Source organism: Streptomyces sp. NPDC041970 (assembly GCF_055588985.1).
Genome location: NZ_JBVJCD010000017.1, coordinates 1 through 19687 on the forward strand (window position 1 = coordinate 1; position 19687 = coordinate 19687).

At 74.1% G+C, this 19687-nt stretch carries 17 protein-coding genes; 13 read left to right on the forward strand and 4 right to left on the reverse strand.

Annotated features, from left to right (window positions below; translation table 11 throughout):
- Positions 1-160: 160 nt before the first annotated feature.
- Both pspAA and ACZ6EJ_RS11630 read right to left on the reverse strand, forming a co-directional pair.
- Entirely contained in the window at positions 161-439 is a 279-nt protein-coding gene (gene pspAA / locus ACZ6EJ_RS11625) for a PspA-associated protein PspAA (protein ID WP_469266423.1), read from the reverse strand.
- A 10-nt stretch (positions 440-449) separates the two neighbouring features.
- Positions 450-1232, reverse strand: a complete 783-nt coding sequence (locus ACZ6EJ_RS11630; RefSeq protein WP_469266424.1) for a PspA/IM30 family protein — start codon at positions 1230-1232, stop codon at positions 450-452.
- A gap of 317 nt (positions 1233-1549) precedes the next feature.
- Here ACZ6EJ_RS11630 and ACZ6EJ_RS11635 point away from each other — a divergent pair, with 317 nt between their 5' ends.
- The 3 genes from ACZ6EJ_RS11635 to ACZ6EJ_RS11645 all read left to right on the forward strand — a co-directional run bounded on the left by ACZ6EJ_RS11635 (position 1550) and on the right by ACZ6EJ_RS11645 (position 4124).
- Entirely contained in the window at positions 1550-2140 is a 591-nt protein-coding gene (locus tag ACZ6EJ_RS11635) for a DUF3043 domain-containing protein (protein ID WP_469266425.1), read from the forward strand.
- 98 nt (positions 2141-2238) lie between these two features.
- Positions 2239-2931: a methyltransferase domain-containing protein gene (locus tag ACZ6EJ_RS11640; protein ID WP_469266534.1), complete on the forward strand. Its 693-nt coding sequence runs from the start codon at positions 2239-2241 to the stop codon at positions 2929-2931.
- A gap of 89 nt (positions 2932-3020) precedes the next feature.
- Positions 3021-4124: a S1C family serine protease gene (locus ACZ6EJ_RS11645; protein WP_469266426.1), complete on the forward strand. Its 1104-nt coding sequence runs from the start codon at positions 3021-3023 to the stop codon at positions 4122-4124.
- Positions 4125-4216: 92 nt separating this feature from the next.
- Here ACZ6EJ_RS11645 and ACZ6EJ_RS11650 read toward each other — a convergent pair whose 3' ends face one another.
- Positions 4217-4426, reverse strand: coding sequence for a hypothetical protein (locus tag ACZ6EJ_RS11650; protein WP_469266536.1), 210 nt, complete (start codon positions 4424-4426; stop codon positions 4217-4219).
- Between the two features lie 78 nt (positions 4427-4504).
- Here ACZ6EJ_RS11650 and ACZ6EJ_RS11655 point away from each other — a divergent pair, with 78 nt between their 5' ends.
- The 10 genes from ACZ6EJ_RS11655 (at position 4505) to ACZ6EJ_RS11700 (ending at position 18926) form a co-directional block, all read left to right on the forward strand.
- The gene (locus ACZ6EJ_RS11655; protein ID WP_469266427.1) at positions 4505-5707 is read left to right on the forward strand and encodes a bifunctional adenosylcobinamide kinase/adenosylcobinamide-phosphate guanylyltransferase; all 1203 of its coding nucleotides are present in this window, start codon (positions 4505-4507) and stop codon (positions 5705-5707) included.
- A 313-nt stretch (positions 5708-6020) separates the two neighbouring features.
- A complete protein-coding gene (gene cobT / locus ACZ6EJ_RS11660) occupies positions 6021-7217 on the forward strand; it encodes a nicotinate-nucleotide--dimethylbenzimidazole phosphoribosyltransferase (RefSeq protein ID WP_469266429.1) in 1197 nt (398 codons plus the stop codon).
- Between the two features lie 206 nt (positions 7218-7423).
- On the forward strand, positions 7424-8206 hold the full coding sequence (locus ACZ6EJ_RS11665) for an adenosylcobinamide-GDP ribazoletransferase (RefSeq protein ID WP_469266430.1): 783 nt from the start codon (positions 7424-7426) through the stop codon (positions 8204-8206).
- 182 nt (positions 8207-8388) lie between these two features.
- Complete coding sequence (locus tag ACZ6EJ_RS11670) at positions 8389-9951, forward strand: leucyl aminopeptidase (RefSeq protein WP_469266431.1); 1563 nt, start codon at positions 8389-8391, stop codon at positions 9949-9951.
- Between the two features lie 334 nt (positions 9952-10285).
- Positions 10286-11674, forward strand: a complete 1389-nt coding sequence (gene lpdA, locus ACZ6EJ_RS11675) for a dihydrolipoyl dehydrogenase (protein ID WP_469266433.1) — start codon at positions 10286-10288, stop codon at positions 11672-11674.
- 62 nt (positions 11675-11736) lie between these two features.
- On the forward strand, positions 11737-13566 hold the full coding sequence (gene sucB / locus ACZ6EJ_RS11680) for a 2-oxoglutarate dehydrogenase, E2 component, dihydrolipoamide succinyltransferase (RefSeq protein WP_469266434.1): 1830 nt from the start codon (positions 11737-11739) through the stop codon (positions 13564-13566).
- Between the two features lie 146 nt (positions 13567-13712).
- Positions 13713-14336 carry a GntR family transcriptional regulator gene (locus ACZ6EJ_RS11685; protein ID WP_469266436.1) on the forward strand — a complete coding sequence of 208 codons (624 nt, stop codon included), beginning with the start codon at positions 13713-13715 and terminating at the stop codon, positions 14334-14336.
- Between the two features lie 258 nt (positions 14337-14594).
- Positions 14595-17276 carry a pyruvate dehydrogenase (acetyl-transferring), homodimeric type gene (gene aceE, locus ACZ6EJ_RS11690; protein WP_469266438.1) on the forward strand — a complete coding sequence of 894 codons (2682 nt, stop codon included), beginning with the start codon at positions 14595-14597 and terminating at the stop codon, positions 17274-17276.
- A 91-nt stretch (positions 17277-17367) separates the two neighbouring features.
- Positions 17368-18342 carry a helix-turn-helix transcriptional regulator gene (locus ACZ6EJ_RS11695; protein ID WP_469266439.1) on the forward strand — a complete coding sequence of 325 codons (975 nt, stop codon included), beginning with the start codon at positions 17368-17370 and terminating at the stop codon, positions 18340-18342.
- 62 nt (positions 18343-18404) lie between these two features.
- A complete protein-coding gene (locus ACZ6EJ_RS11700) occupies positions 18405-18926 on the forward strand; it encodes a DUF4240 domain-containing protein (RefSeq protein ID WP_469266441.1) in 522 nt (173 codons plus the stop codon).
- Between the two features lie 18 nt (positions 18927-18944).
- On the opposite strand, the gene ACZ6EJ_RS11705 is transcribed toward ACZ6EJ_RS11700, so the two are convergent.
- The gene (locus ACZ6EJ_RS11705; protein WP_469266443.1) at positions 18945-19463 is read right to left on the reverse strand and encodes a GNAT family N-acetyltransferase; all 519 of its coding nucleotides are present in this window, start codon (positions 19461-19463) and stop codon (positions 18945-18947) included.
- Positions 19464-19687: the final 224 nt, after the last annotated feature.

Genomic DNA, 19687 nt, shown 5'->3' on the forward strand with positions numbered 1-19687 from the left:
GAGAACTGGCACGGCGGCCCCGGTGATCGTTCGTTTTCTTGAGAAGATGCAACTCCCCCGCTTGGGGACGGGGAACCGGCCATGGGCCCCCCCGGGGGGGGCCCCCCCCCCCGCGGCCGGTGGACCGGTCGCGGGGCGGGGGGCGTGCCCGGTACGGGTGTCAGTTGGGGATGAGCCCGTCGTCGCTCAGCATGGCCCGTACGTCTTCGAGGGAGGCGTCGGGCGCGGGCAGGATCAGCTCGGACGGCTCCAAGGAGTCGTCCGGCAGCGGCGCGCCCAGCTCGCGCACCTTGTCCAGGAGCGCGTGGAGGGTGGTGCGGAAGCCGGGGCCGTCACCGCTCTCCATCTCCGCGAGCAGGAGGTCGTCGAGCGCGTTCAGCTCGGCGAGGTGACTGTCGGCCAGCTCTACCTGGCCCTCCCCCATGATCCGTACGATCATGACGCCGTCCTCACTGCTTGTCGAACTTGTGCGGGGACTGCTGCGACTGCGGCGCACCGCCCTGCGCGCCGCCCTCGATGGCCTGCTGCGAGGACGAGGAGCCGCCCGCCAGCTCGGCCTTCATCCGCTGGAGCTCCAGCTCCACGTCCGTGCCGCCGGAGATCCGGTCCAGCTCGGCGGCGATGTCGTCCTTCGCCGTGCCGGTCGGGTCGTCCAGGGCGCCGGAGGCGAGCAGTTCGTCGATGGCGCCGGCCCGCGCCTGGAGCTGCTGCGTCTTGTCCTCGGCCCGCTGGATCGCCAGGCCGACGTCGCCCATCTCCTCGGAGATGCCGGAGAAGGCCTCGCCGATCCGGGTCTGGGCCTGGGCCGCCGTGTAGGTGGCCTTGATCGTCTCCTTCTTGGTGCGGAAGGCGTCGACCTTGGCCTGCAACCGCTGGGCCGCGAGGGTGAGCTTCTCCTCCTCGCCCTGCAGCGTGGTGTGCTGCGTCTCCAGATCGGTGACCTGCTGCTGGAGGGCGGCGCGCCGCGACAGCGCCTCGCGCGCCAGGTCCTCGCGGCCCAGCGCCAGCGCCTTGCGGCCCTGGTCCTCCAGCTTGGCCGACTGGCCCTGCAACTGGTTCAACTGCAGCTCCAGGCGCTTGCGGGAGGTCGCCACGTCGGCGACGCCGCGCCGCACCTTCTGCAGCAGCTCCAACTGCTTCTGGTACGAGTAGTCAAGGGTCTCGCGCGGATCCTCGGCCCGGTCGAGGGCCTTGTTCGCCTTCGCGCGGAAGATCATCCCCATACGCTTCATGACACCGCTCATGGGCTTCGCGCGCCCCCTTCTGACGGGCTGAACTCCAGCACTCCGGATAGAACCCACAGTACGGGCCCTGCCTCTATTACCGCACTGTTCGGGTGCGGATGTGCTCCTACCCAAGAACGACTGCGCCCCTCGGGCGCTCCCGCCCAGGGTGGATGCGAAGGCCCCGAGCCGCGGTGGCCGGCGGCGAAACGGACGGTAAACATCCGTTCTGCCCCGCTCCGGCGGCCGGCCGGGCCGGGTCCGTTGCCGGATCGTGCCCGGCCGGGTCCACGGGCCCGTCCGCCGACCCCGTACCCTTGGGTTTTGTGTTCCGTAGCCGTGCCAAGGAAGAGAAGGCCCCCACCGACAAGGTGACGGCGGACCTCTCCAAGCAGCCCCGCGACCCGCAGGCTCCCAAGGGTCGCCCCACCCCCAAGCGCAGTGAGACGCAGCGCAAGCGCGCCTCCACCACGCCGGTCGACCGGAAGGCGGCGGTCAAGAGGCAGCGCGAAGCGCGCCGCGCCGACCTCGCCCGGCAGCGCGAGGCCCTCGCCTCGGGCGACGAGCGCTACCTGCCGGTCCGCGACAAGGGACCGGTCCGGCGCTTCGTCCGCGACTTCGTGGACTCCCGCTTCTGCGTCGCCGAGTGGTTCCTGCCGCTCGCGGTGATCATCCTGGTCCTCAGCGTGATCCAGGTGCAGAACATCCAGAGCATCTCGCTGCTGCTCTGGCTCGGCGTGATCGTGCTGATCGTGATCGACTCGATCGGCCTGTCGATCCGGCTGAAGAAGCAGCTCCGGGAGCGCTTCCCGGACACCCCGAAGCGCGGAGCCGTGGCGTACGGCCTGATGCGCACGCTCCAGATGCGCCGACTGCGGCTCCCGAAGCCGCAGGTCAAGCGCGGAGAGCGGCCCTGAGCACGGAGGCATCCGGCTCCACCGGGGTCCCCCCGGCGTGGCCGGTCGGCACCGGCGGCGTACGCGACGCGGTCCGCCGGGAGCTCGTCGCACGGCAACTGGACGAGCAGATAGCCGGGCGGTTCCCGGTCGGGCGGCGGCTGCGCGTCCTGGACGTCGGCATGGGCCGGGGCACCCAGGCGCTGCGGCTGGTACGGGCCGGCCACTCGGTGACCGGCCTGGAGTCGGACGCGGAACTGCTCGGGGCGGTGCGCGCCGCCCTGGCGACGGAGCCCGAGGGCATCCGGGAGCGGTTCAGGCTCATCGAGGGCGACGGCCGGGAGACCGGGGTGCACTTCCTGCCCGGCAGCTTCGACGTGGTGCTGTGCCACGGCGTCCTGATGCGCGTCGAGGAGCCGGACCCCGTGCTCGCGGGGCTGGCCCGGATGCTGGCCCCCGGCGGCCTGCTCTCCCTGCTCGTACGGAACGCGGACGCGCTCGCGATGCGCCCCGGACTCGCGGGCGACCACGCGGCGGCCCTGGCCGCCTTCGACACCGCCACCTACACCGACCCGCGCGGCCTCACCGTCCGGGCCGACCGGCTCGACGCCCTGCGGGCCACGCTCGCCGGGATCGCCGCGCCGCTGCACGCCTGGTACGGCGTGCGGGTCTTCACGGACGGCGTGGCGGACGGCGCGGAGCCGCCGGCCGACGAGCTGGAGCGCGTCCTGGCGCTGGAGGACCGGGCCGGGCGGACCGACCCGTACCGGGGCGTGGCGGCGCTGCTGCACCTGTGCGGCGTACGGGGCTGACGCGCGGCTCCCTCCGGGCCCGTTCGGCCCATCAGCGCGGGCACTCGAAAGGGTGGGCGCGGCAGACTCCGGATATGGACACTCCGGGCATGGACGCCTCCCCCTCCCGCAGCCGTGCGCGCGGGCCGCTGCTCCCCCTGTCCGCCGCCGTCTGCGCGATCGTCCTGGCGGGCGGCTGCGCGGGGTCCGGCCCGGCGGCCCCCGAGTCCGGCGCGTCGCAGACCGTGCGCGGCGCCGCGGCCCGCGCGACCGGCGACCCGTCGGGCTCCCCCGGCGATCTGGAGAACGCCTACAAGAAGGTCATCGAGGACGTCCTGCCGTCGGTGGTGCAGATCGACGCCTCCGACAGCCTCGGTTCGGGCGTCGTCTACGACGACCGGGGCCACATCGTCACCAACGCCCATGTGGTCGGCGACGAGAAGAGGTTCAAGGTCAGCGTGGCCACCGGGGAGGCCGTGCTGAACGCCTCGCTGGTCTCCGCCTACCCCGAGCAGGACCTGGCGGTGATCAAGCTCGACGAGGTGCCCGACGGGCTGAAGCCCGCGAAGTTCGGCGACGCGGACGAGGTCGAGGTGGGGCAGATCGTGATGGCGATGGGCTCGCCGCTCGGCCTGTCCAGCAGCGTCACCCAGGGCATCGTCTCGGCGCTCGGCCGGACCGTCAGCGAGAGCCGGGCGGGCGGCGGCACGGGGGCGACGATCGCCAACATGGTGCAGACGTCCGCCGCGATCAACCCCGGCAACAGCGGCGGGGCGCTGGTGAGCCTGGACAGCGAGGTCATCGGCATCCCCACCCTCGCCGCGACCGACCCGCAGATGGGCGACAGCGCGGCTCCGGGCATCGGCTTCGCGATCCCCGTCTCGATGGTGCGGACGGTCGCCGACCAGATCATCAAGGACGGCCGGGTCACCGACTCGGGCCGGGCCGCGCTGAACACCACCGGCCGCACGGTCGTCGACGACGCCTACCGCCCGGCCGGGGTGGCGCTGGTCAGCGTGGAGCGGGGCGGCGCGGCGGACCGGGCCGGGCTGCGGGCCGGGGACATCATCACGAAGCTCGGGAAGGCCCAGGTCACCACCATCACCTCGCTCGCCGAGGCGCTGGCGGGCGAGAAGCCGGGCCGGAAGGTCACGGTGGCCTACACCCGCGACGACGACCGCCGGACGGCCGAGGTCACGCTCGGCGAGATCTGAGCCGGACGGCGTCGCACGACAGGGCGGGCGGCACGAGGAACCGTGCCGCCCGCCCTGTCGCGCCGTGCGCGTGCCGCCCGTGCCGCCGGGGCTCAGGCGTCGTCGGCCCGCAGGCTCATCGGACCGTAGATCTCGGTCGTGTCCTCGAAGAGCGTCACCTGGGCGGCGCCGCCCTCCAGCAGTTCCTTCCAGTGCTCACCGATCCAGGACTCCGCGTCGCCCTGGGTGGTGAACTCCTCCGGCTCCGTCGCCGGCTCCGTCTCCGTACCGTCGGACTTCTCGAACCGCCACGTCCACGCCATGTCCGCCTCCTGGGTCACGTTGCTGCCCGAAGCCTAGCCGGGCGCGCACCCGGCGCGGGGACACGGGAAGATCGGGGGGTGGAACTGACACTGCTCGGCACCGGAGCCCCCGAGGGGCTGCCGCGCCCCTCCTGCCCCTGCGCGGCCTGCGCCTCGGCCCGCGGCCCGTGGGCGCGGGCCGCCGCGGCCCTGCTGGTCGACGACGCGCTGCTGCTCGACCTCACCCCCGGAGCGGAGTTCGCGGCCGCGCGGGCGGGGCGTTCGCTGGGCGCGGTCCGCCAGGTGCTGCTGACCCACCCGCACGACGGGCCGGCCGTCGAGCTGCCCGCCGTGCTGCCGCCGGCCGGCCGGGTGCCGGACGGCCAGGTCCTGACGCTGATCAGCGGCCACCGGGTGCGGGCGGTGCCGATGGACGCGCCGGGCACCGGGTACGAGGTGAGCGCGCCGGAGGGCGAGCGGCTGCTGTACCTGCCGCCGGGGGCCGCGCCCGCGGGGCTGACCGAGCGGGCGGAGCGGCCGTACGACATGGTCGTCTGCGACGTCGTCGGGCGGCCCGACGCGGTGGCCCGGTTGCGGGGGGCGGGGGCGGTCGGCCCGACCACCGAGGTGATCGCGGTCCACCTGGACCACGACGTGCCGGCGGGCCGCGCGCTGGACCGGCGGCTCGCGGCGGCGGGGGCGCGGGCGGTGCCGGACGGGACGACGCTGGTGGTGGGCGAGTACCACGCGGTGCCGGACGTGCCGCGCCGGGTGCTGGTGACGGGCGGCGCGCGGTCGGGGAAGTCGCTGGAGGCCGAGCGCCGCCTGGAGTCGTACCCGGACGTGGTGTACGTGGCGACCAGCGGCCGCCGCGAGGGCGACCCGGACTGGGCGGCCCGCGTGGGGCTGCACCGGGAGCGCAGGCCGGGCGCCTGGCGGACCGAGGAGACCTGCGAGGTCGCGGCGCTGCTGGCCGAGGACGGGCCGCCGCTGCTGATCGACTGCCTGTCGCTGTGGCTGACCGACGCGATGGACCGGGTGGGCGCGTGGGAGGGCGCGCGCTGGCGGGACGGCGGTGAGACGGCGCTGCGGGAGCGGGTCGCGGAGCTGGTGGGCGCGGTGCGCGGGACCCGGCGGCAGGTGGTGCTCGTGACCAACGAGGTGGGGTCGGGGGTGGTCCCGGCGACCCCGGCGGGGCGGCGCTTCCGGGACGAGCTGGGGCGGCTGAACGCGGCGGTGGCGGCCGAGTGCGAGGAGGTGCTGCTGGTGGTGGCGGGCGAGGTGCTGGTCCTGCGGGGGTGACCGCTGGTGCGGGGCGGGGGCGGGGGCCGTTGCGGGGCGGAGCGTCGTACGGGGGCGGGGCGGTGTCCGTTACGGGGCGGAGCGCCGTACGGGGGGGGCGGGGGCCGTTGCGGGGCGTTGCGGCGTACGGGTCCGGGGCGGGGGCCGGTGTGCGTCGCGGGGCGGAGCGCCGTACGGGTCCGCCGGTGTGCGTCGCGGGGCCGTGACGCGGGCCGGGGCTGCCCGGGCGGGCCGACCGGTACTGTTCCGGCAGGAGCCCGCCGCCGGGTTCCCGGACCGGACCCCGACGTGACGACCCGCGAGGCAGACCTCCGTGAACCTGGACGACTTCTCCGACCTGATCGAACGCCCCGACGGGGGCGTGCGCCGCGACGCCGAGGAGCGGCGCGAGCGGTTGATCGTTCCGCCCGGAGCGCTCGGCCGGCTCGACGAGCTGGGCGAATGGCTCGCCGTCGCGCAGCATTCCGTGCCGGTCAGGGCGGTGGAGCAGCCGCGCCTGGTGCTCTTCGCCGGTGACCACGGGGTGGCGGAGCTGGGCGTCTCCGGCCGGCCGGCGGGAAGCGCGTACGAGCTGGTCCGGGCCGTCCTCGACGGGGCGAGCCCGGCCGCGGTGCTCGCGCGGCGCTTCTCGGTGCCGGTGCGGATCGTGGACGCCGCGCTGGACTGCGATCCGGAGCTGCTGCCCGAGTCCGTGGTGCGCCACCGGGTGCGGAGGGGTTCGGGGCGGATCGACGTCGAGGACGCGCTGAGTGCCGAGGAGGCCGAGCGCGCGCTGCGGATGGGCATGGCGATCGCCGACGAGGAGGCGGACTCCGGCACCGACCTGGTGGTGCTGGGCGACCTCAGCGTCGGCGGGACCACGGCGGCGGCCACCCTCGTCGCCGCGCTCTGCGGGACGGACGCCTCCGTGGTGACCGGGCGCGGCGGCGCCGGCATCGACGACCTGGTGTGGATGCGCAAGTGCGCGGCGATCCGGGACGCGCTGCGCCGGGCCCGGCCGGTCCTCGGCGACCAGGTGGAGCTGCTGGCCGCGGTCGGCGGCGCGGACCTGGCGGCGATCACGGGGTTCCTGCTGCAGAGCGCGGTCCGCCGGATGCCGGTGATCCTGGACGGGGTCGTCTCGGCGGCCTGCGCTCTGGTGGCCCAGCGGGCGGCGTTCCGGGCGCCGGACTGGTGGCTGGCCGGCCAGGTCAGCGGGGAGCCCGCGCAGACGAAGGCGCTGGACCGGATGGCGCTGACCCCGCTGCTGGACCACGGCCTGACGGTCGGCGAGGGCACCGGAGCGCTGCTCGCGCTGCCGCTGGTGCAGGCCGCCGCCGCGCTCGCCGCCGAACTGCCCGAGCGCCCCGAGGAGGAGGCGGCGGACTCCGAGGACTCCGCGGGGGCCGACGAGGCCGACGAGGCCGGGGACGCCCCGAGCGCCGGTGACCCGCCGGGCGGGGAGGCGGCCGGGCGGACGGCCGGGGAGCCCTCCGGCGAAGGCGCGGCGAAGGCCGCCGGCGGCGTCTGACCGGCGTGCGCCGGCGCCCCGCGGTCGGCGCCGTCGTACGCGGCGACGGGCGGCGTACCGGCCTGTGCGACGGCGCACGTGCCCGACCCCGCAGCGCCGCCGCGCCGCCCGTGACCCACGCCACCCGCCCCGATGCGCCGGGCTTCCACGCGTTCGTCGGGTTTCGCCCCTTCTGTCGGTGAGCGTCAACGGCTAGCCTGCGCGCGGTGACCTCCCTGAACAGCCACGGCCTCCGTTTCGCCTTCGGCACCCTGACCGTGCTGCCGGTCCGCGTGACCCGCTGGGACCGCGCGACCGCACGGTCGGGAATGCTCTGCGCCCCGCTCGCCGGGCTCGTCGTGGGAGTGCTCGCCGCCGCGCTGGGCTCCCTGGCCCTGCTGGCCGGCTCGGGGCCCCTGCTCGCGGCGGTCGCCTCCGTCGCCGTGCCGGCCGCGCTCACGCGGGGGCTGCACCTGGACGGCCTGGCCGACACGGCGGACGGCCTCGGCAGCGGGAAGCCGGCCGAGGACGCGCTGCGCGTCATGAAGCAGTCCGACATCGGCCCGTTCGGCGTCATCACCCTGCTCCTGGTCCTGCTGGCCCAGGTCGCGGTCCTCTTCGCGCTGTACGGGGACGGCTGGGCAGCGGGCGCGGTGGGAGCGGTCGTGGCCCAGACCGCCGCCCGCCTGGCGCTCACCCTCGCCTCCCGCGAGGGCGTCCCGGCGGCCCGGCCGGAGGGGCTGGGCGCGACGGTGGCGGCCACGGTGCCGCTGGGACGGGCGGTGCTCGCGGCGGCGGCGACCGCGGCGCTCTGCGCGGCGGCCGGCGGGGCGCTGGACCCGGTCTGGGCGCTGCGCTGCGCGCTCGCGGTGCTCGGCGCGCTCGCCGCCGCCGAACTGCTCCTGCGGCACTGCGTTCGGCGGTTCGGCGGGGTCACCGGAGACGTCTTCGGGGGCGTCGAGGAGACCGCGGCGACGGCGGCCCTGGTGGTGCTCTCGCTCGGCCCCTGACCAGCGGGCAAGCAGGCCGGACCGCCCCCCGACCGGGTGGACGGCCCCGCCCGCGTCACGGAGCAGGAACCACGCGCGTAGGCTCATTCCCGGCACATCGCAGGGGCGCCTGCGATGCGCCGGGCATGGTCGGCCCACCCCTCGACCGAAGCCGAACTCAACGGAAGCGAGATTCCACCACCGTGACTGCTCTCACTCTCAGCACCACCGGGGCGGCGACGCTGCGCGCCGACGCGCTCGTCGTCGGCGTCGCCAAGGGCACCGGCCCCACGTCCGGGGACCTGGTCCTCGCGCCGGGCGCCGAGGCCGTGGACAAGGCGTTCGGCGGCAAGCTCGCCGCCGTCCTCGCGACCCTGGGCGCCACGGGTGCCGAGGGCGAACTGACCAAGCTCCCCGCCGCGTCCGGGCTCAAGGCCCCGGTCGTCGTCGCCGTCGGACTGGGTCCGGTCCCGGACAAGGACGACGCGTACGACGCCGAGGCGCTGCGCCGCGCCGCGGGCACCGCCGCGCGTGCGCTGACCGGCGTGAAGAAGGCCGGGTACGCGCTGCCCGCCGGCTCCGTCGAGGACGTCGCCGCCGTCGCGGAGGGCGCGCTGCTCGGGGCGTACGCCTTCACCGCCTACCAGGGCGGCGAGAACAGGCTCGCCCCCAAGGACGCGAAGTCCGCCAAGGCGGACGAGGCGAGGCAGCCGCTCGCCGAGGTGGTCCTGCTCGGCGCCAAGGCGCGCGACAAGGCCCTCAAGGCGGCCGCCGAGCGCGCCACGGCCCTGGCGGAGGAGATCAACCGGGCCCGCGACCTCATCAACACCCCGCCGAACGACCTGTACCCCGAGTCCTTCGCCGCCGTGGCCGCCGCCGCGGGCAAGGAGCACGGCATCAAGGTCCAGATCCTCGACGAGAAGGCGCTCGTCAAGGGCGGCTACGGCGGCCTGCTGGGCGTCGGCCAGGGCTCGGCCTACGGCCCGCGCCTGGTCAAGCTCGCCTACACGCACCCGAAGGCGGAGAAGACCCTGGCCCTCGTCGGCAAGGGCATCACCTACGACTCGGGCGGCATCTCGCTCAAGCCGGCCGGCCACAACGAGACGATGAAGTGCGACATGAGCGGCGCCGCCGCCGTGTTCGCCGCCGTCGTCGCCGCCGCCCGCCTGGGCCTGAAGGTCAACGTCACCGGCTGGCTCGCGCTGGCCGAGAACATGCCCTCCGGCAACGCCACCCGCCCCGGCGACGTGCTGCGCATGTACAGCGGCAAGACCGTCGAGGTCCTCAACACCGACGCCGAGGGCCGGCTCGTCCTGGCCGACGCGCTGACCCGCGCCTCGGAGGAGAAGCCGGACGCGATCGTCGACGTGGCGACCCTGACCGGCGCGATGGTGGTGGCGCTCGGCAACCGCACCTTCGGCATCATGGCCAACGACGACGCCTTCCGCACGTCGATCCACGAGATCGCCGACGAGGTCGGCGAGGCCTCCTGGCCGATGCCGCTCCCGGCCGACCTCCGCAAGGGCATGGACTCCCCCACCGCCGACATCGCCAACATCGGCGAGCGGATGGGCGGCGGCCTGGTCGCCGGCGTGTTCCTCCAGGAGTTCGTGGGCGAGGGCATCGCCTGGGCGCACCTGGACATCGCCGGTCCGGCGTTCCACGAGGGCGCCCCGTACGGCTACACGCCCAAGGGCGGCACCGGCTCCGCGGTCCGCACCCTGGTGCGTCTGGCCGAGCGCACCGCGGCGGGCGACCTCGGCTGATCCGGTCCCCCTCCTACGGCCTCGGGCATGGTTCCGGGGCCGTACGCGTTGCACCCTCCGGTAGCGGCACGCGGGCCGGCCGGTTTCGCTCTCGACGAAACCGGCGGTTTCCGCCGGTCTCTCCGCATCAGTAACCCTCCGGGGCGCACGATCGTGCGCCCCGGAGCCGGGCCCCGCGTCCCGCCTGTCGCCGACAAGTGCGAAGATGGGTTCTCGGCAGGACAGGGCCCCCATCACAGGGCCGAAGACAGAAGCGGCCGAACACCAGCCGACCGGCCGGTCACACCCCAGCGACGGGGCCCGGCGTACGGCGCACATGCATGGAGGACGTGACGTGGCGAACGACGCCAGCACCGTTTTCGACCTAGTGATCCTCGGCGGTGGCAGTGGCGGTTACGCCGCGGCCCTGCGCGGAGCGCAGTTGGGCCTGGACGTCGCCCTGATCGAGAAGGGCAAGGTCGGCGGCACCTGCCTGCACAACGGCTGCATCCCGACGAAGGCGCTGCTGCACGCCGGCGAGATCGCCGACCAGGCTCGCGAGGCGGGCCAGTTCGGCGTCAAGGCGACCTTCGAGGGCATCGACATCGAGGCCGTCCACAAGTACAAGGACGAGGTGATCACGGGCCTCTACAAGGGTCTGCAGGGTCTCATCGCCTCGCGCAAGGTCCACTACATCGAGGGTGAGGGCACGCTCTCCTCCCCGACCTCCGTCGACGTGAACGGCCAGCGCGTCCAGGGCCGCCACGTGCTGCTGGCGACCGGCTCCACGCCGAAGTCGCTGCCCGGCCTGGAGATCGACGGCAACCGGATCATCTCCTCGGACCACGCGCTGAAGCTGGACCGCGTCCCGAAGTCCGCGATCGTGCTGGGCGGCGGCGTCATCGGCGTCGAGTTCGCCTCGGCGTGGAAGTCCTTCGGCACCGACGTCACCATCGTCGAGGGCCTCAAGCACCTCGTGCCGGTCGAGGACGAGAACAGCTCGAAGCTCCTGGAGCGCGCGTTCCGCAAGCGCGGCATCAAGTTCAACCTGGGCACCTTCTTCGAGAAGGCCGAGTACACCGAGGACGGCGTCCGCGTGACGCTGGCCGACGGCAAGACCTTCGAGGCGGAGCTGCTGCTCGTCGCGATCGGCCGCGGCCCGGTCTCGCAGGGGCTGGGCTACGAGGAGCAGGGCGTCGCGATGGACCGCGGCTACGTCCTGGTCGACGAGTACATGCAGACCAACGTCCCGACGATCTCGGCCGTGGGCGACCTGGTCCCCACCCTCCAGCTCGCCCACGTCGGCTTCGCCGAGGGCATCCTGGTGGCGGAGCGGCTGGCCGGCCTGAAGACCGTCCCGATCGACTACGACGGCGTGCCGAAGGTGACGTACTGCCACCCCGAGGTCGCCTCCGTCGGCATCACCGAGGCCAAGGCCAAGGAGATCTACGGCGCGGACAAGGTGGTCGCCCTCAAGTACAACCTCGCGGGCAACGGCAAGAGCAAGATCCTGAAGACCGCGGGCGAGATCAAGCTCGTCCAGGTCAAGGACGGCGCCGTGGTCGGCGTCCACATGGTGGGCGACCGCATGGGCGAGCAGGTCGGCGAAGCCCAGTTGATCTACAACTGGGAGGCGCTGCCCGCCGAGGTCGCGCAGCTCATCCACGCCCACCCGACGCAGAACGAGGCGATGGGCGAGGCCCACCTGGCGCTGGCCGGCAAGCCCCTCCACTCGCACGACTGACCCCCGGTCACCGGGCGCGACGACCGACCACTTCCGCATTTTCGTAAGGAGCAACTGAAACCATGTCGGTTTCCGTAACCCTTCCGGCGCTCGGCGAGAGCGTCACCGAGGGCACTGTCACCCGTTGGCTGAAGGCCGAGGGCGAGCGCGTCGAGGCCGACGAGCCGTTGCTCGAGGTCTCGACCGACAAGGTCGACACCGAGATCCCGGCCCCCGCGTCCGGTGTCCTGACCTCCATCAAGGTCGCCGAGGACGAGACCGTCGAGGTCGGCGCCGAGCTGGCCGTCATCGACGACGGCTCCGGCGCTCCGGCCGAGGCGGCCGCGCCGGCGGCCGAGGAGTCCGCGCCGGCCGAGGACCCGGCCACCGAGGCCCCCACCGCCCCGTCGACCGAGACCGAGGCCCCGGCCCCGGCCCCGACCGCAGAGGCGGCCACCGGCGGCTCGTCCGCCGAGGGCACCGACGTCACCCTCCCGGCGCTCGGCGAGAGCGTCACCGAGGGCACCGTCACCCGCTGGCTGAAGGAGGTCGGCGAGGAGGTCGCGGAGGACGAGCCGCTGCTCGAGGTCTCCACGGACAAGGTCGACACCGAGATCCCCGCCCCGGTCGCCGGTGTGCTGCTGGAGATCGTGGTCGGCGAGGACGAGACCGCCGAGGTGGGCGCCAAGCTCGCCGTCATCGGCGCCAAGGGCTCGGCCCCGGCCGCCGCCCCGGCCCAGGAGGCTCCCAAGCAGGAGGCTCCGAAGCAGGAGGAGCCCAAGCAGGAGGCCCCGAAGCAGGAGGCCCCGAAGCAGGAGGCCCCCGCGGCCCCCGCCCCGGCCCCGGCTGCTCCGGCCCCCGCCGCTCCGGCTCCGGCGCAGCCCGCCCCGGCCGCGCAGGCCCCGGCGGCTCCCGCGGCCCCGGCTCAGCCCGCTCCCGCCGCCCCGGCGCCGGCCGCCCCGGCCGCGTCCTCGGGTGACGAGGGCGCGTACGTCACGCCGCTCGTCCGCAAGCTCGCCTCGGAGAACGGCGTCGACCTGGGCTCGGTCCAGGGCACCGGCGTCGGCGGCCGCATCCGCAAGCAGGACGTCGTCGCCGCCGCGGAGGCCGCCAAGGCCGCCGCCGCACCGGCTCCGGCCGCCGCCACCCCGGCGGCAGCCGCCAAGGCGCCGAAGCTGGAGGCGTCCCCGCTGCGCGGTCAGACGGTCAAGATGACCCGTATGCGCAAGGTCATCGGCGACAACATGATGAAGGCCCTGCACTCGCAGGCCCAGCTCACCACGGTCGTCGAGGTCGACATCACCAAGGTGATGAAGCTGCGCAACCAGGCGAAGGCCGCCTTCGCCGCCCGTGAGGGCGTCAAGCTGTCCCCGATGCCGTTCTTCGTCAAGGCGGCGGCCCAGGCGCTGAAGGCCCACCCGGTCGTCAACGCCCGGATCAACGAGGACGAGGGCACCATCACGTACTTCGACTCGGAGAACATCGGCATCGCCGTGGACGCCGAGAAGGGCCTGATGACCCCGGTCATCAAGGGTGCGGGCGACCTGAACCTCGCGGGCATCGCGAAGAAGACCGCCGAGCTGGCGGGCAAGGCGCGCGGCGGCGGCCTGACCCCGGACGACATGTCCGGCGCCTCGTTCACCATCAGCAACACCGGTTCGCGCGGCGCGCTGTTCGACACCGTCATCGTGCCGCCGAACCAGGCGGCCATCCTCGGCATCGGCGCGACGGTCCGCCGTCCGGTGGTCATCGACCACCCGGACCTCGGCGAGACCATCGCGGTGCGCGACATGACCTACCTCTCGCTCTCCTACGACCACCGCCTGGTGGACGGCGCGGACGCCGCCCGCTACCTGACGTCGGTCAAGGCGATCCTGGAGGCCGGTGAGTTCGAGGTCGAACTCGGCCTCTGAGCGCGGCGGCTGTAACCAGCCTCACCAGCGGCGCCCCCGTCCGGAACCCCTTCCGGACGGGGGCGCCGCCGTATTGTCGTTACCCACCGGCCGCCCCCGCCTCCGACGAGCGGGCGGCACCCGGTTCGCCCGCGAAGGAGCCCTCCATGACCCCGCCCGTCGTCCACTCGCTGCGCGAACAGATCCGCGAGCACATCGTGGAGGGGATCGTCAGCGGGCGCTGGAAGCCGGGCGAGCGGATCGTGGAGCGCCGCATCGCCACCGAGCTGGAGGTCAGCCAGACGCCCGTGCGCGAGGCGCTGCGCGAGCTGGAGACGCTCCGGCTGATCGAGTCGGCCCCCAACAAGGGCGTACGGGTCCGCAACCTCACCGCCGCCGACCTGGAGGAGAGCTACCCGGTACGGGCCGGCCTGGAGCAGATCGCGGCGGAGCTGGCGGCCGCGCGGCTCGGCCAGGACTGCTCGGCGCTGGAGCCGCACGTGACCGCGCTGTACGAGGCGGACCGGCGGGCGGACGGCGAGGCCCAGGTGCGGCACACGGTCGGCTTCCACCGGGAGCTGGTGCGGGCCGCGGGGAACGCGGTGCTGCTGCACACCTGGGAGGGGCTGGGCATCGAGGTGTTCACGGCCCTGTCGATCCGGTGGCTGGGCACGGTGCAGAAGTCGTACGCGGAGGAGCACCAGGCGCTCATCGACGCGTTCCTGCGGCAGGACCCGCAGATCGGGGCCCTGGTGAAGGCCCATGTCCTCGGGTGCGCGCCGCGCGCCTGACCGACCCCCGATCATCTGGCGCGTCCGCCGCTCGTCCGTGCGGACAGCGCCCCATTTGCGCGTTTTGACGCGTCACTCCGTGCCCCGTTTCGCGGCACCCCATGCCACTTTTCTTCGTATCGAGAAGTTTTCCCTTCAATCCTTTGATCGATCATCGATCAGCGACTTACAGTTCACTCCGCGGGCCCACCGGCCCGATCGCCCTGTCCTGCCCGTCAGGGCCTTCTCCACCCCCCTCCTCTCCGGAAGGCGGCGATCATGACCGACCCCGTAGGAAAGCTTCCGAGCGAGCTCGACCAGCTCCCGGACCGCGACCCCGAGGAGACCGCCGAATGGGCGGCCTCCCTGGACGCCGTCACCCAGGCCGCCGGCCCGCACCGGGCCGCGTACCTGATGCGCCGCTCGCTGCAGCACGCCGAGGGCGCCGGTCTCGCGCTGCCCAAGCTGCTGGAGACCGACTACGTCAACTCCATCCCGACCGCCGCCGAGCCCGCGTTCGACGGCGACCTGGAGATGGAGTCGCGGATCACCGCGTGGAACCGCTGGAACGCCGCCGCGATGGTCACCCGCGGCGCCCGGTACGGGGTCGGCGGCCACATCGCCACCTTCGCCTCCGCGGCCTGGCTCTACGAGACCGGCTTCAACCACTTCTTCCGCGGCAAGGAGGGGGACGGCTCCGGGGACCAGCTCTACATCCAGGGCCACGCCTCCCCCGGCATCTACGCCCGCGCCTTCCTCGACGGCCGGATCAGCGAGCAGCAGCTCGACAACTTCCGCCAGGAGGCGGGCGGCGAGGGCCTGCCCTCCTACCCGCACCCGCGGCGGCTGCCCTGGCTGTGGGAGTTCCCCACCGTGTCGATGGGCCTCGGCCCGCTCTCGGCCATCTACCAGGCGCGCTTCAACCGCTACCTGGCCAACCGCAACATCAAGGACACGTCGAACTCGCACGTCTGGGCCTTCCTGGGCGACGGCGAGATGGACGAGCCCGAGTCGACCGCCGCCCTCGCGCTGGCGGCCCGCGAGGGCCTCGACAACCTGACCTTCGTCATCAACTGCAACCTGCAGCGCCTCGACGGCCCGGTCCGCGCCAACTTCCGCGTGGTCCAGGAGCTGGAGGGCGCGTTCCGCGGGGCCGGCTGGAACGTGATCAAGACGCTCTGGGGCAACGCCTGGGACGAGCTGTTCCAGTTGGACACCCAGGGCGCGCTGCTGCGCCGCCTGCGGGAGGTCCCGGACGCGCAGTTCCAGACGTACGCCACCCGCGACGTCGCCTACATCCGCGAGCACTTCTTCGGCGCCGAGCCCGCGCTCGTCGAGCTGGCGAAGCTGCTCAGCGACGCGAAGATCGCCGAGTGCTTCTACACCTCGCGCGGCGGCCACGAGGCCCGCAAGGTCTACGCGGCGTACCGGGCGGCCGTCGAGCACAAGGGCGCGCCGACCGTGATCCTGGCCCAGACGGTCAAGGGCTACACGCTCGGCAAGGGCTTCGAGTCCAAGAACGCCAACCACCAGATGAAGAAGCTGTCGGTGGACGAGTTCAAGGACATGCGCGAGCTGCTCGGCCTGCCGATCCCCGACAGCGCCTTCGCCGACGGCCTGGTGCCCTACGCCCACCCCGGCGCCGACTCCCCCGAGGTCCGCTACCTCCAGGAGCGCCGCGCCGCCCTCGGCGGCCCCGCCCCGGCCCGCCGGGTGCACGCGGCGGCCCTGCCGCAGCCCGAGGAGCGCGCGTTCAAGGCGCTGTACAAGGGGTCCGGCAAGCAGGAGATGGCCACCACCATGGCCTTCGTCCGGCTGGTGAAGGACCTGATGCGGGACAAGGAGACCGGCAGGCGCTGGGTGCCGATCGTCCCGGACGAGGCCCGCACCTTCGGGATGGAGTCCCTCTTCCCGTCCGCCGGCATCTACTCCCCGCTGGGCCAGACGTACGAGCCGGTCGACCGCGACCAGCTCATGTACTACAAGGAGGCCAAGGACGGCCAGATCCTCAACGAGGGGATCACCGAGGCCGGGGCCATGGCCGACTTCATCGCCGCCGCCACGTCGTACGCGACGCACGGCGAGACGATGATCCCGTTCTACATCTTCTACTCGATGTTCGGCTGGCAGCGGACCGGCGACCAGATGTGGCAGCTCGCCGACCAGCTCGGCAAGGGCTTCATCGTCGGCGCGACGGCGGGCCGGACGACCCTGACGGGCGAGGGTCTCCAGCACGCGGACGGCCACTCGCACCTGATCGCGGCCACCAACCCGGCCTCGCTCAACTACGACCCGGCGTTCGCCTACGAGATCGCGGTGATCGTCAAGGACGGCCTGCGCCGGATGTACGGGCAGGCGGCCCCCGGCGAGGACGCGGACGTCTTCTACTACCTGACGGTCTACAACGAGCCGAAGCCCCAGCCCGCGATGCCCGAGGGCGTCGAGGAGGGCATCGTCAAGGGCCTGTACCGCTTCAAGGAGGGCACGCCCGCCTCGGCGGACGCGCCGCGCCTGCAACTGCTGGCGTCGGGCACGGCGATCCACTGGGCCCTGGAGGCCCAGGAGCTGCTGGCCGCCGACTGGAACGTCACCGCCGACGTCTGGTCCGCCACCTCGTGGGGCGAGCTGCGCCGCGACGCCCTGGCGGCCGACGAGGCGCTGCTCCGCGGTGAGGAGCGGGTGCCGTACGTGACCCAGGCGCTCGCCGGCGCGCCGGGCCCGGTCCTCGCGGTCAGCGACTGGATGCGCCAGGTCCCGGACCAGATCAGCCAGTGGGTGGAGCAGGACTGGTCCTCGCTCGGCACGGACGGCTTCGGCCTCTCCGACACCCGCGACGCGGCCCGCCGCCACTTCGGCGTCGACGCCCGGTCGATCGTGGTGGCCGCGCTGGCCCAGCTCGCCAAGCGCGGCGAGGTGCCGGCCGCCGCGGTCAAGGAGGCGCGCGAGCGCTACGGCCTCTGAGCCGGACACCCCCGGTCGCCGGGGCGGGCGCGCCCGACGGCGCCCCGCCCCGGCGGCCGGGGGTTCTCGCCGCCGCGGCCACAATGGGCTCATGCGTGCCGCCCGGTTGATCAAGATGGTGCTGCTCCTCCAGTCCCGCCCCGCCATGACCGCGGCCGAGCTGGCGGCCGAGCTGGAGGTGTCCGAGCGCACGGTGACCCGTGACGCGCAGGCGCTCTGCGAGGCGGGCGTCCCGGTGTACGCGGAACGCGGCCGGGCCGGCGGCTACCGGCTGGTCGGCGGCTACCGCACCCGGCTGACCGGCCTGGCGCGGGACGAGGCGGAGGCGCTCTTCCTCTCCGGGCTGCCCTCGGCGCTGCGCGAGATGGGCCTGGAGGACGCGGCGTCGGCGGCCCGGCTCAAGGTGTCGGCGGCGCTGCTGCCCTCCCTGCGCGACGCGCCCTCCTCCGCCGCCCGGCGCTTCCACCTGGACGCCCCGTCGTGGTTCCACGAGCCGGAGACCCCCGCGCTGCTGCCCGCCGTCGCCGACGCGGTCCGGGACGACCGCCTGCTGCGGGTCCGCTACCGGGCGGGCGGCGGCGAGGGTGCGGAGGCGGCCCGTGAGCTGGCCCCGTACGGCCTCGTGCTCAAGGCCGGGGTCTGGTATCTGTGCGCCGCGGTGGCGGACGGCTTCCGGGTCTACCGGATCGACCGCTTCACCGCCGCGGAGGCGGCCGAGGAGCGGTTCGAGCGGGACGCCTCCTTCGATCTGGCCGGCTTCTGGGAGGCGCGGTCCGCGGAGTTCGCGCGGTCCCTGCTGCGCACCGAGGTGACCGTACGGGTGTCCGGGCGCGGGGCGCGGCGGCTCGCGCGCGTCGGCGACCCGGCGGCCGGCGTCGCGGCGCTGGTCGAGGCGGCCCCCGCCGGGCCGGACGGGTGGCGCACCGTGGTCCTGCCGGTGGAGTCGCTGGACGTGGCGTACTCCCAGCTCATGGCGGTGGGGCCGGAGTTGGAGGTGGTGGCCCCCGAGGAGTTGCGGGCCCGGTTCGCGGAAGCGGCCGAACGCCTGAGCGAGTTGTATTGCTGAAAGGCTTCAATTCGGCGTCAGCGCGTGCGGGAGCACCCGGCAGGCTGGATGCTGTACCCGTGATGGACGAAACGGAATTCTGGGAGATCATCGACCACACCCGCGAGGCCGCCGACGGCGACCCCGAGGACCATGCCGACCTGCTGGTGGACCGGCTGGCGCAGCTCGATCCGGAATCCGTGCTGGACTTCGCCCGGCACTTCGAGGCCCGCTACAACCGGGCCTACCGCTGGGACCTGTGGGGCGCGGCGGCCGTGCTGCTGGGCGGTGCGGGCGATGACGCCTTCGACTACTTCCGCTGCTGGCTGATCGGCCAGGGGCGGGAGGTCTTCGAGGGGGCCCTGCACGACCCGGACGGGCTCGCGGAGCTGCTGGAGGACTTCGACGAGGAGGTCGACGGGGACGGCGAGGACCTGGGGTACGCGGCCGACGAGGCGTACGAGCAGCTCACCGGCGTGGTCGCGCCGGACCTGGGGCTGCCGCCGCAGCCCGCCGACCCTTTGGGCGCCCCTGTCGACCTGGAGGACGACGAGGCCCTGGCCGCCCGCTACCCGGAGCTGTGGGACCGCTTCGGCCCCCGGTGAGCGGGCGGGGCGGCCCCGTCAGACGGTGAGCGAGCGGCCCATCAGGACGTCGTCGACGTAGTCGCCGTGCAGGAAGAACTCTCCGGGCAGCACCCCTTCGACGGCGAAGCCCTCGGAGGCGTACAGCGCGCGGGCCGGGGCGTTGTGCGCCAGCACCCGCAGGGTGATCCGGTGCGCGCCCTGACCGCGGGCCTCGGCGAAAGCGGCCCGCAGCAGCGCCCGCCCGGCGCCCGCCCCGCGCGCCCAGCCGGCCACGGCCAGGCCCTGGATCTGCCGCACATGGGCGTTGCAGGCGAGCGGGGTCGGCGGTACGAGCCGTATGTACCCGGCGACCCTCGCCCCGCCGGCCCCCTCCTCCGCCTCCACCACGAGGAAGTCCTCCGGCCGGTGCCGCTCGTCGAAGAACGGGTCGTACGGCGGCTGGGGCGGCGGCGTCACCGCGTGCAGCGTCGACCAGGCGGCCCGGTCCAGCTCGCCGAGGGCCTCCTCGTCGGCGGGCAGGGCGCGGCGGACCGGGTGGAGGGTGAGTGCGGGCATGGCGTCACTGTGCCATGCGGCCTCTCCGCGCGGCCACGGGATTCGCCCGGCGGCTCAACGCCTCCCGCGCCCGCGCGTCCCGAGAGCTCGCGTCCCCGTCCTGCGTGGCCCCGCCCGTGCACCCGCGCCTCCGGGACCCCTGGGCCTCGTCCCGCGTCCCGGTGGCTCCGCCCGTACGGCTGTGCCTCGGGGGCCTGCCCCTTGGACCTCGCCCCGGCACGTCT